This window comes from Kocuria kalidii (genome assembly GCF_044462225.1).
GTDB classification, from domain to species: Bacteria; Actinomycetota; Actinomycetes; order Actinomycetales; family Micrococcaceae; genus Kocuria; species Kocuria kalidii.
Map to the genome: position 1 here is coordinate 1 of NZ_JBISWJ010000077.1, position 11,270 is coordinate 11,270.

The 11,270-nt window shown below is 74.1% G+C and carries 13 protein-coding genes; 9 read left to right on the forward strand and 4 right to left on the reverse strand.

Translation table 11 applies throughout. The features are described 5' to 3' along the window. Nucleotides 1-547: TetR/AcrR family transcriptional regulator C-terminal domain-containing protein (locus ACH9D3_RS11450; protein ID WP_396411008.1), on the reverse strand; the 547-nt coding region annotated here is incomplete at its 3' end. A gap of 385 nt (nt 548-932) precedes the next feature. Here ACH9D3_RS11450 and ACH9D3_RS11455 point away from each other — a divergent pair. The 3 genes from ACH9D3_RS11455 (at nt 933) to ACH9D3_RS11465 (ending at nt 3,235) form a co-directional block, all read left to right on the forward strand. After that, a complete protein-coding gene (locus ACH9D3_RS11455) occupies nt 933-1,652 on the forward strand; it encodes a GAF domain-containing protein (RefSeq protein WP_396411009.1) in 720 nt (239 codons plus the stop codon). A 10-nt stretch (nt 1,653-1,662) separates the two neighbouring features. After that, nucleotides 1,663-1,947 carry a hypothetical protein gene (locus ACH9D3_RS11460; RefSeq protein WP_396411010.1) on the forward strand — a complete coding sequence of 95 codons (285 nt, stop codon included), beginning with the start codon at nt 1,663-1,665 and terminating at the stop codon, nt 1,945-1,947. Between the two features lie 304 nt (nt 1,948-2,251). Next, on the forward strand, nt 2,252-3,235 hold the full coding sequence (locus tag ACH9D3_RS11465; RefSeq protein WP_396411011.1) for an ANTAR domain-containing protein: 984 nt from the start codon (nt 2,252-2,254) through the stop codon (nt 3,233-3,235). Between the two features lie 89 nt (nt 3,236-3,324). Here ACH9D3_RS11465 and ACH9D3_RS11470 read toward each other — a convergent pair whose 3' ends face one another. Beyond that, nucleotides 3,325-4,500, reverse strand: a complete 1,176-nt coding sequence (locus tag ACH9D3_RS11470; RefSeq protein ID WP_396411012.1) for an MFS transporter — start codon at nt 4,498-4,500, stop codon at nt 3,325-3,327. A 57-nt stretch (nt 4,501-4,557) separates the two neighbouring features. Here ACH9D3_RS11470 and ACH9D3_RS11475 point away from each other — a divergent pair, with 57 nt between their 5' ends. Together ACH9D3_RS11475 and ACH9D3_RS11480 are read left to right on the forward strand one after the other, a co-directional pair. Continuing rightward, nucleotides 4,558-5,160: a TetR family transcriptional regulator gene (locus ACH9D3_RS11475; RefSeq protein ID WP_396411013.1), complete on the forward strand. Its 603-nt coding sequence runs from the start codon at nt 4,558-4,560 to the stop codon at nt 5,158-5,160. Between the two features lie 197 nt (nt 5,161-5,357). Beyond that, on the forward strand, nt 5,358-5,768 hold the full coding sequence (locus ACH9D3_RS11480) for an excalibur calcium-binding domain-containing protein (protein WP_396411014.1): 411 nt from the start codon (nt 5,358-5,360) through the stop codon (nt 5,766-5,768). 223 nt (nt 5,769-5,991) lie between these two features. On the opposite strand, the gene ACH9D3_RS11485 is transcribed toward ACH9D3_RS11480, so the two are convergent. Both ACH9D3_RS11485 and ACH9D3_RS11490 read right to left on the reverse strand, forming a co-directional pair. After that, entirely contained in the window at nt 5,992-6,864 is an 873-nt protein-coding gene (locus tag ACH9D3_RS11485; protein WP_396398808.1) for a hypothetical protein, read from the reverse strand. 6 nt (nt 6,865-6,870) lie between these two features. After that, nucleotides 6,871-7,677, reverse strand: coding sequence for an exodeoxyribonuclease III (locus ACH9D3_RS11490; RefSeq protein ID WP_396411015.1), 807 nt, complete (start codon nt 7,675-7,677; stop codon nt 6,871-6,873). Between the two features lie 112 nt (nt 7,678-7,789). On the opposite strand from ACH9D3_RS11490, the gene ACH9D3_RS11495 reads away from it, so the two are divergent. The 4 genes from ACH9D3_RS11495 to ACH9D3_RS11510 all read left to right on the forward strand — a co-directional run. Beyond that, nucleotides 7,790-8,188: a GntR family transcriptional regulator gene (locus ACH9D3_RS11495; protein ID WP_396398806.1), complete on the forward strand. Its 399-nt coding sequence runs from the start codon at nt 7,790-7,792 to the stop codon at nt 8,186-8,188. Beyond that, nucleotides 8,185-9,108, forward strand: coding sequence for an ATP-binding cassette domain-containing protein (locus ACH9D3_RS11500; protein ID WP_396411016.1), 924 nt, complete (start codon nt 8,185-8,187; stop codon nt 9,106-9,108). The genes ACH9D3_RS11495 and ACH9D3_RS11500 overlap by 4 nt, the downstream gene beginning before the upstream one ends. Nucleotides 9,109-9,121: 13 nt before the next feature. After that, nucleotides 9,122-9,850 carry a hypothetical protein gene (locus tag ACH9D3_RS11505; RefSeq protein ID WP_396411017.1) on the forward strand — a complete coding sequence of 243 codons (729 nt, stop codon included), beginning with the start codon at nt 9,122-9,124 and terminating at the stop codon, nt 9,848-9,850. A gap of 138 nt (nt 9,851-9,988) precedes the next feature. After that, a partial coding sequence (locus tag ACH9D3_RS11510; protein WP_396411018.1) for an S-layer homology domain-containing protein occupies nt 9,989-11,270 on the forward strand: 1,282 nt, incomplete at its 3' end.

An 11,270-nucleotide genomic window follows, 5' to 3' on the forward strand; every position in this document is an offset into this window, starting at 1 on the left:
CGTCCACGACGATCTCCTGGAGCTCGTTGAGGATGTGGCCGTAGAGGAACCCGTAGTAGGCCCGGTAGACGTGCAGGGCATCGGCCGGGGCGAATCCGGCGTCGATGAGCAGGGCCAGGATGTTCTCCAGGGGGCGCAGGGTGCCCAGCGGGCGCAGTCCCAGCGGGGTGGACAGCGGCCGGGTGACCAGCAGCGGCACCACGTGCGGGTGGGCCAGGGCCAGGGCGCGGACGTCGTGGGCGGTGGCGCGCAGCTGGTCCTGCCAGTCGTCGCCGTCGGTGGGGATGACGAGCTGGTCCAGCACCCGTTCCGTGATCCCGTCGAGGAGGTCCGCCCGGTTCTTCGCGTAGCGGTACAGGGCCATGGGGTCCCGGTCCAGTTCGGCGCCCAGCCGGCGCATGGAGAGGGCCTCCAGGCCCTCGGCGTCCACCAGTTTCAGGGCGGCGGTGAGCACGACCTCCCGGCTGAGCCGCGGCTTGCGCGCCCTGCTTTTGGGATGCGGTGGGGGATCCCCGGCGGGGGCGGAGTTCGCGGTGGGGGGAGGCATGGTGATCAGGATCCTTCGACGCGGGGCTCTGCTTCATGAGGTGTCTGTGCTTGGAGTCTACACGTTGCGTCTACGGCGTAGAAGTGAGTGGGACGCACCGCCCTTCATGCTCCCGCCGCGTGCCCGGCCGAGCCGGCCGCCCCGTGCCGGCCGGGCACCACGTGCGGAGGCCGTCCACGTCCGAGCGTTCCGGAGCGACGCAGGTCCACCCGGGAACCGGTGGGTCCGGCCGTGATCGTGCGCGACCGGGCGCGTCTGCTGTCATCAGGCGTAACCTTGAGCGAAGGGGCACGTCCCGAGCGAGGGGCGACCTGTCGTCGATGCCACGGCGGCGCGCACGGTGCGCAGTGGAATCGACCCGCCCCGCCGGACCCAGGAGGTCCCGATGACAACAACATCCCCCACCACGGAGCTGGCGACGGTCTTCGCCCGCCTGCAGAACATGCTCCTGTCCCAGGAGCGCGCTGCGGTCGCGGTGCACCAGCTGGCCCAGGTCGCCCGGGACCTCATCCCGTCGGCGGCCGGGGCCGGGGTCTCCCTGATCGACGACCAGGGCACCAGGACCAGCAACGGGGCCACCGACCGTCTCGTGGAGACCGCCGACGCCCGCCAGTACGAACTCGGGGGCGGCCCGTGCCTGAGCGCCTGGGCCGCCGGGGTCCCCCAGCGCATCAACGACACCGACGACGACGACCGCTGGCCGGAGTGGTCGGCGGTCGCCGCCGCCTCGGGGATCCGTTCGGTGCTCAGCGTCCCGCTGGAGTTCCGGGACCGGCGCCTGGGGGCGATGAAGGTCTACGCCACCGTCGCCCACGCCTTCACCGGCCACGAGGAGCAGCAGCTGGGTCTGCTGGCCGCGGCGGCGGCCACCCTGCTCGGCTCGGCCCAGTCCACGGACGCCCCGCAGCGGCTCAGTCTGGAGCTGCAGGCCGGACTGGAGGACCGGCAGGCGATCGACCGGGCCACCGGGATGCTGATGGAGCAGCGCGCCACCGACCCGGACGACGCCCATGCCGTGCTGCTCACGGCATCGCGCACCCAGGGCCGCCCCATGGCGGAGGTCGCCCACCAGATCCTGGAGCGCCACCCGGACCCGGGCAACTGAGGGCCTGCCGGTGAACCGCGACGGTGTCGGCGCCGAACAGGCCCGCCTGCTGCACGAGGTCGTCCGCCGCGCCGGCATCGAGGGGAAGGAGCTGTGGTTCCACTACTTCACCCTCGGTGGCCACGCCGGGGAGATCGAGGTCGAGGCCTACCTGCACGACTGCCTGAGCCTGCCCGGGCTGCAGCGCGACCTGCTGGCGCACGCCGCCAACGAGCTCATCAGCCGGCAGCCCCCGCTGCGGGCCCCCTACGCCGCGGACCTGCTGAAGCCACCGGGGCGCCCGGCGGAGGGGTAGCGGAGCTCACCGCCACGAGGCCCTGTCCGGCGGCGCGGACGTCCGGTGCACCGTGGCCAGGAGCCGTCGCGCACGCGCGGACGCTGCCCGGATCCCTCCGGGCAGGGAGATGCCGGCCGTCCGGTGACGGCCCCCGACCGGCACGGGGAGGCAGGGGCCGGACCGGCTTCCGCCGTCGTCCCCGGGAGATCGTCGACGGGGGTCTGTGATCGAGGGGGTGCGGGAGGGCATCCTGGTCCCAGCGCCGATGCCCGGGCCCGCTGTCCCAGGATCTTGCCGGGCAGTCCCAGACCGAGGAGAGCAGATGACGGGAGATCACGAGCCCGAACCGACCATGGACAGAACCCGCACTCATCGGGCCCAGGGCCGGGCCCGCGACCAGGAACGGGCGGCCCGGACGGAGGAGCTCCGACGGGAGGGCCGGTCCCAGGTGCGGGCCTGGAAGATCCGGGAGGCCGCCGAGGGGGATCACGGCCTGGAGGATGACGACCCCCGCGCGCCGCAGGCCGGGCCGCACCGGCCGCGAGAAGAACGGGCCGGGGAGGCGGACGTGCCGGCGGCGGGCACGGCGGGCTCGGACCGGGAGGCCGGCGGCCCCCCGGACATCGCGGACCTGGCCGGGCAGCTGAGCGAACTGGCCAGGAGCCTGCAGCACGAGGAGGACCTCGAGGCCACCCTGGCGGCGATGGTGCACGCGGCGCTGGAGCTGATTCCCGGCGCGGCGGCGGCGTCCATCTCGGTGGCCCGGGCCCGGCGCACCATGACCTCCCATGCCGCGTCCTCGGACCTGGCGGCGACCGTGGACCGGTTGCAGGAGGAGCACGGCGAGGGGCCCTGCCTGGACGCGGCCTACGCCGAGACGGTCGTGCGCGTCCCGGACTTCGGCCACGAGGACCGGTGGCCGTCCTTCGCCCCGGCCGCCCTGGAGGCCGGGGCGCGGTCGATGCTGTGCTTCCAGCTCTACACCGACGAGAAGGACCTGGGGGCGCTGAACGTCTACGGCGCTGCGGCCGAGGCATTCACCGACAGGTCGGAGGAGGCGGGGCTGCTGGTCGCCGCCCACGCAGCAGTGGCCTTCGCCGACGCCCAGCACATCAACCGCCTGCACCAGGCCCTGACCACCCGGGACCTCATCGGCCAGGCCAAGGGCATCCTGATGGAGCGGTTCAAGATCACCGCCCAGCAGGCCTTCGTGGTGCTGACCACCGTCAGCTCCCGGTCCAACCTCAAGCTGCGCGACGTGGCGGAGCAGCTGGCCTCCACCGGCACCTTCCCCGGTGAGCACTGACCCCAGGCGCACGGGCCGTGCGGTCCCACCTGCTCCCCAGGGGCCGCTCGGGTCCCGTCCGGGAACAGCGGTGCCCGTCCGGGGCCGTGTCACCGCTCGCCCAGCAGGGCCGTGAGTCCACCGGCAGCGCACAGGCTCGCGGCCACCGTGGCCAGGAGCACCGGGGGCAGGAGCTCTTGGGCCGCTCCGAAGCCGACGGATCCCAGCGCCTGCCCGGTGGCCAGTGCGATGAACAGGACCGAGGTGCCCGCTCCTGCGCTGTGCGGCCAAGCGTGGCGGGCCCACAGGATGAGCACCGTGGTCAGGCCCATGTAGCCGGCCCCGAAGACGGCCATGCCGGTGTAGGCCAACCAGGAGCCGCCGGTGGCCACGCCCAGCGCCACACCGGCGCCGGCCAGGGCCAGGGCGCCGGCGCAGGTGCACCCGCCGACCCGTCGGCCCGTGTGCTGCACCAGGGTCCCGGTCAGGGTGCCGAGGAGCCCGCCCAGGCCCAGGGCGATCCACAGCCATCCGGCCCGTTCCGCGGCCACGGCCCCCGACCCGGTGAGCAGCAGCGGCCCGAACGTCCAGATCAGTGACGATCCGGCGCCGGCGAGCAGTGCCGCAGCGCCCGGGGCGAGCAGGGGCCGCCACGCTCGGGGGGACGAGGAGGGGAGCGGGCCCGACGAAGGGGCCTGTGCCGTGGCCAGGTCGGTGCGTGTCCGCACGGGGTGCCACACCGCTGCGGCGGCCGTCGCGCACATCACGGCCATGAGCAGCCACGCCGGGCCGATCGAGGGAACGGCAGAGGCCAGCAGACCCGCTGCGATGACGCCCACGGCCGTGCCCGTGTTGGCCACGGACTGTGCCGTGGGCGTGGCCTCAGGGGCGACGACCGCGTCGATGATCGGCACGAGGGCCGGGGACGCGAAGCCCCCGCCCATGCCCCCGACGAAGACCGCGACGACGAACACCACCGGGTCCGAGGTCACCGCCACCCCCACGCACCCGGCCGTCGCGGTGGCTCCGGCCAGAACCAGCCCCGTCCGAGGGCTGCGGTCCACCAGGCGGGCGGCCACCACGGCGGCCAGCGAGTAGGACGTGAACTGGGCGCCGGCCGCCCAGCCCAGGACCCCGACCAGGTCCGGGCGCTGGACCGCCAGGTACGGAGCGAACAGCCCCACCCCGAAACGGGCCATCCCGTAGGTGGCCGCGATCAGCAGCATCCCGGCCACCGCCGTGCCCATGCCGGTGCTGTGCCGTGCCGGCGCGGAAGGTGCTGTCATCGCGTGCTCCTCTGGGCATAACGGTCGTTGTGCTGTAACGAACGTTATACTATCCCCATGGCCAATCCGCAGCACACCCGCGACCGCATCCTCGACGCCGCCGAGAGCCTGTTCTTCCACGAGGGCATCACCACCACGGGCGTGGACCGGGTGGCGGCCCGGGCCGGGGTGGCGATCGTGACGCTGTACAAGCACTTCGGCTCCAAGGACAACCTGCTGCGCGAGGTGCTCTCCCGCCGGCTCCTCGCCTGGACCCGGCACTGGGACGACGCCGTCGCCGCCGCCGGCTCCCCGCAGGAGCGTCTGCTGGCGGTCTTCGACGCCATCGAGACCTTCCGGGCCTCGTCCGGCCCCACCCAGTGGTGCTGCTTCCTGGCCACCGCCTCCGAACGCCCCGCCCCGGAGGCCGGGACCAGCGACCCGGTGTTCGAGCTGCTCCGCCAGGACACCGCGCTGGTCACCGAGCGGCTGGCGGAACTGGCCCGCGAAGCGCGGTGCCAGGACCCGGCCGCGGTGGCCTCGTCGCTGCTGCTGCTCTACAACGGGGTGCTCAGCAGTCTCTTGCGGGGCGCACCCTCGGACCCGATCGCCCATGCGCGCGGCACGGCGCGGTTGCTCATCGGGTCCGGTGCCGGTGCGACGGCACCCGTCCAGCCCTAGGTCACCGCTCTGCACAGCGGGGTCCGGTGGGCCGGGGGCGGTCGGCCGGGCCGCACCGGCGCGAGCGGCGGGCGGAAGTTCATGAAGTGACATATGTGCAGGTCACCGGCGTGTTGTGGCGCCCGCGTGTGCACTCGTCGGGCATGCCGTCAGTACGGTGTGAGGGTCATCACTCCTCAGGAAAGTCGAGAGACACCATGAAGAAAAGTGCTGCCGGCGCCGCGCTGGTCGCTGCCGTCGGATTCTCCGCCCTGACCGCAGCCCCGGCCTCGGCCCTGTCGTTCCCGCTGTTCGAGACCTGCGACGCCGCCGCCGGCGCCGGGGTCTACAACATTCCGGTCGGCGACCCGCGCTACACCGCCGACCTCGACAGCGACTCCGACGGGGTCGCCTGCGAGAACGCCGACTACGCCTATGTTCCGCTGCCCCCGGTCGGGGACGTCCCCACCGACCCGCAGGTGGAGCAGATGCCGGTCGGCGGGGCGGACACGGGGGTGGCCGTGGCCCCGGAGGAGCCCACCGCCGGGATCGCCGCCCTCGGCCTGGCCGGACTCGCCGCCGTCACCGGTGGCGTCGTGATCGCCCGCCGCCGGACCGCGCGCGCGTAGGCCGCCCTGGACCGAACGGCCCCGCACCTCGACCGGTGCGGGGCCGTTCCGCTGTCCGCGGCCGTCCGGAGCCCCGTGGGCCCGCCACGGCGCGACGGTCCCCGGGTCGGTGCCGGTCGCCCGGTGGCGGCTCGACGCGCAGCGGTCACCGGGACGGGTTCCCGGTCCTGCGCACCGGACCCACCGCCGGACGGCGAGCCACGGGAGCGGGCGGCCGCAGGGCTCAGCTGGCGCTCTCCTGGTGGGCCAGGCGCAGCCAGCGGTGCATGAGCCGGCGGAACGCCACGGCGGCGCCGTGGGCGTCCTGGGAGGCCAGCAGCTCCACGGCGTCCGAGAAGTCCTGCGGACTCTCGTCCGGCTGGAACGGGTCGGCGATCGAGCCGTAGTGCAGGACCACGAGGGAGTTCGCGGAGAACGCCCCGAGCCACCGGCCCAGGTGCGTGAGGTCCTCGCCGAGGTCCTCCAGGTCCTCCCCGCCGGCGTCCTCGACCACCTGCGCGGCGCGCACCACGCGGCGGGTCGCGAGGTCCACCGGCACCGCGCACCGGTGGACGCGGTTGCCGTGGTGGAAGCTCTCGGTGTGGTCCTGCTCGGTGAAGAGCGAGAACCACGCCATGGGCACCGTGAAGGCCGACTGGCGCGTGTGCACGGGCACGAAGTGCTCCTTGGAGACGCGCTCGCCCGCGGCCGCGACGGCGTCCTCGGGGATGAGCAGGTTGGGCAGGGGCTGGCCTCCCTCCTCCTCCGCGAGCGCCACGAGCCGCAGCGAGCGCCGCAGCCGCTGCGGGGGGTGGTAGACGGGGAAGTCGCCGACCCCGGCCGCGAGCATGTCCCGGCCCCGGGGCGCCGCCGAGAACGGCAGGGTCCACAGCGGCTCCACGGCCGGGGGCAGCGGGTCCTCGCCCGGCTCGGCCAGGCGGGCGAGCTGCTCGGTCAGCTCGTTGACCCCGGCCTCCTCGGGGGGCAGCGCCCGGGGCAGCAGGGGGGCGTACACGGCGTCGAGCTCCTCGGCGGGCACGTAGACCCGGAGGGCGAACTGGTGGGGGATGCCGGTGGCCGAGCGGAACGTCCGGCCGACCTGCAGCAGCTGGGCCACGGCCGCTCAGTCGATCTCGACGACGACGGGGGCGTGGTCCGAGGCGCCCTTGCCCTTGCGCTCCTCGCGGTCGATCGACGCGTCGGTGACACGGCCGGCCAGGGCGGGGGAGTAGAGCTGGAAGTCGATGCGCATGCCCTCCTTCTTCGGGAAGCGCAGCCCCTTGTAGTCCCAGTAGGTGTAGACGCCCGGGCCGGGGTGCCGGGGGCGGACCACGTCCTGGTAGCCGGCCTCCTCGAGGAAGGCGTGGAAGGCGGCGCGCTCGGGCGCGCTGACGTGGGTCAGGCCGTTGTCGAGGAAGAACTGCAGGTCCCACACGTCCTCGTCCTGCGGGGCGACGTTCCAGTCGCCCACCAAAGCCACCTGCGCCTGCGCGTCCTCCTCGACCCACTGCCTGGCGTGGTCCTTGAGGACGCGCAGCCACTCGAGCTTGTAGGGCATGTGCGGGTCCTCCAGGCCGCGGCCGTTGGGGACGTAGAGGGACCAGACGCGGACCCCGTTGCACGTGGCGCCGATCGCGCGGGCCTCCTGCACGGGCTCCTCGCCGGGCTTGCCGAAGGCGGGCTGGCCCGGGAAGGTGCGCTCGACGTCCTCGAGGCCCACGCGGGAGGCGATCGCCACGCCGTTCCACTGGCTGAGCCCGAAGTGGGCGACGTCGTAGCCCATGAACTCGAAGAGCTCCCAGGGGAAGTTCTCGTCCTTCGCCTTGGTCTCCTGGATGGCCAGGACGTCCACGTCGGAGCGCTGCAGCCACGCCTCCACGCGGTCGGCGCGGGCGCGGACGGAGTTCACGTTCCAGGTGGCGATCCTCATGGACCCCACGTTACCGGCTGGACCGGACGGGAATTCCCGGCCCCTCTTGCGCGGCGAGACTCGAGGTGCAATGGTTAGTTACACAACTAATGAACCAGTGAAGGGGAGGGCCGTGATCTCCGACGACCGCCCGATCTTCCAGCAGATCGCCGAGCGGATCTGCGCCGACGTGCTCGCGGGCGCCTATCCGGAGGAGACCCAGGTCCCCTCCACCAACGAGTTCGCCGCCTTCTACCGCATCAACCCCGCCACCGCGGGCAAGGGCGTGAACCGCCTCGTGGACCAGGGGATCCTCTACAAGCGCCGCGGTATCGGCATGTTCGTCGCCGCCGGCGCCCGGGACCGGCTCCTCGAGCAGCGGCGGCAGGAGTTCGACGACCGCTACGTCGCACCGCTCGTCGCCGAGGCCCACTCCCTGCAGCTGCCGCCGGAGGACGTCCTCGGCCTCGTCCGCTCCGCGCTCGGCCGGTCCCCGGCCGCCGCACCGACCCGTCAGGAGTCCACCCCATGAACGGCACACCGTCCTCCGTCGTCACCCTGCGCGGCGTCTCCCGCACCTACCGGGACACGCGGGCCCTCGACGGCGTCGACCTCGACCTCGCCCCGGACCGGATCTACGGCCTGGTGGGGCGCAACGGCTCCGGCAAGACCACCCTGCTGTCCGTGATCGGCCAGCAGGTCCGCCCCGATCGCGGCGGGCGGGTCGAGCTCTTCGGCGGCCCCGGCTGGGAGAACGCCGGGGCGCTCTCCCGCACGGTCCTGCTCCGGGACCGGCAGCGCTATCCCGAGGAGTTCCGGGTCCGCCACGTCCTCGACGCCGCGCCGGCGTTCCACGCCGGCTGGGACGCGGAGCTCGCCCGCGGTCTCGCCGAGGACCTCCGGCTCCCGTCGCGGACCAGGATCAAGAAGCTCTCCACCGGCCAGCACACCGCCCTCGGCATCGTCCTGGGCCTCGCGTCCCGCGCGGAGCTGACCATGCTGGACGAGCCCTACGGCGGCCTCGACCCGGTGGCCCGGGAGCTGTTCTACGACCGGCTCCTCGAGGACTTCGCGAAGCACCCGCGGACCGTGGTGATCTCCACCCACCTGGTCGACGAGGTCGCCAACCTCCTCGACCACGTCCTGCTCCTCGACCGCGGCAGGCTCGTGCTCGACGCCGACCTCGAGACCGCCCGCGCCAGCGCCCACACGGTCGCGGGCCCCGCCGCGGACGTCGCCGCCTACCTGGCCGAGCGGCAGCTCGAGCACCAGGTGTCCCGCGAGCAGCGGATCGGCGCCCTGCGCACCGTGACCGTGGCGGCTCCCCACGACGACGACGCCCGGGCCGCCGCCGCGCGCCACGGGATCGAGATCGACGCCGTCTCCCTGCAGTCGGCCGTCGCCGCCCACGGGCTCGTCCCCGTGGCCGCCGACCAGCTCCAGAACGCCTGAGAGGACCTCCGCCATGTCACGTCTCGCTCCCGTCCTCAAGCTCAACACCGTCAACCGGTTCGCCGGGGCCGGCATGGTCGTCACCGTGGTCGCCGTGTCCGGGATGCTCAGCCTGCTCGCCGGGCTCGTGCTGCACGTCGTCCTGGACGCCCCCGCGGGTGCCGTGGCCGAGGGCCTGCGCCACAACCAGGTCCTGCTCTGGTGGCCGGGGATCGCGCTGCTCGTCCACGCCGCGCAGGTCGTCGGGACGAGCACGCCGCTCGCCCTGGCGCTGGGCGCCACCCGCCGGTCGATGTGGTGGGGCTCCGTGCTGGTCTTCGTGCTCCTCGCCCTGCTGGCCGCGGCCGTCCTGACCGTGTTCCTGCTCCTCGAGCGCGCCACCGGCGGGTGGTTCCTGGGCCTGCCCGCCTTCGACACCGCGATCTTCGCGGGAGGGTCCCCGGCGCGGGCCGCCCTCGTGGCGTTCCTGCTCTACCTCGGGGCGCAGCTGGTCGGGGCGGTCTTCGCCACGGTCTACGTCCGGGGCGGCCCCGTGGCGCTGGCGCTGTCCATCATCGGGACCGTCGTGACGACACTGGCCGTCCTGGTGTGGGTCGCCGCGTCGGCGCCGGGCTCCGCCGCGGCCCTCGGCACGGGCGCCGCGGGGTTCCCGGAGGGGCTCGTCCTCCTGCTGGCCGCGGCGGCGCTGGTGCTGCTCGCGCTGCTGGGCTGGGGCCTGTACCGGCGGATCTCCGTCCGCTGAGCGCCCGGCGCGGTGCCGGCGCCGCGCCGGGCGACCAGCGGCTTCCCTGCACCTCTCGCCCACGGGTGATCGCACATGCTAATTTCCTGCTGGCCCGTACCCCCCTCCGCGGAGCCGCCCCCAGCAGGGAGAGACCCCATGAACCTCGCACGGACCGCGCTCGTCGTGTCCACCGCCGCCGCCCTCCTCGTCGGCGGGCTGCCGGCGGCGCTCGCCGCACCGACCCCTCCGGCCCCCGCCCCCGAGCTCGCCCGCACCGCCGGGGCACCGGACGTGCGCCTGGCCGGGGGCTCCGCCGCGGACGCCGCCCCGGCCCCGAGCGCCGCCGCGGCTTCGAGCTCCGCCGCCGTCGCGGCGGAGCCGGGGTCCGCGGAGGTTCCGGCCGCCGGCGGCCTGGCCGCCGCCGCCCACCCGACCACGGTCGAGCACGTCGCCGAGGCCTTCAAGATCGTCAACGACCACCGCCGCCAGGCCAGGCGAGCCCCGCTGGTCTACAACACCGCGCTGTCCCGCAACGCCCAGCAGTGGGCGGAGACCATGGCCGGGGCCCGGCAGGAACTGCGCAACCCGGACCCCTGGGCGGGCGTCCCCGCCGGTGCGGTCCGGATGGACCAGTACTACGGGAAGGGCGTGTTCACCGGCTCCTTCCAGGGCGTCGACGCGGTCGAGGCCCTCACCCACTACCTGCTGGACTTCTATCCCCGCAACGGGACCGACCAGTTCGCCCGGGACCTGACCCACCTCGGGGTCGGGGTCAGCCACGTTCCGACGTCGGGCCCGGGAGGTCCCGGCTGGGAGACCTACCTGACGCTCTACTACTACGCCTATCCGGCCGGGTCGGTGGTGCCCGGGACGTCCGCGAGCCCGGCCGCCGGGTTCGTCGCGCCCTACGCGCCGCCGGCGGTGTCGCCGTTCCGGGACGTGGCCACCTCCCGGACGTTCTACCGGGAGATCGCCTGGCTGGCGGAGCGCGGTGTGTCGCGCGGCTGGGCCGAGCGCGACGGGACCCGCACCTACCGGCCCGGCGCGGCGGTGAGCCGGGACGTGATGGCGGCCTTCCTGTACCGGATGGCCGGGTCCCCGGCCTACGTGCCGCCGGCGGTGTCGCCGTTCCGGGACGTGGCCACCTCCCGGACGTTCTACAAGGAGATCGCCTGGCTGGCCGAGCAGGGCGTCTCCCGGGGCTGGGTCGAGGCCGACGGGACCCGCACGTACCGGCCCGGGGCGGCGGTGAGCCGGGACGTGATGGCGGCCTTCCTGTACCGGATGGCGGGGTCCCCGGCCTACGTGCCGCCGGCGGTGTCGCCGTTCCGGGACGTGGCCACCTCCCGGACGTTCTACCGGGAGATCGCCTGGCTGGCCGAGCAGGGCGTCTCCACCGGCTGGGCGGAGCCGGACGGCACCCGCACGTACCGGTCCG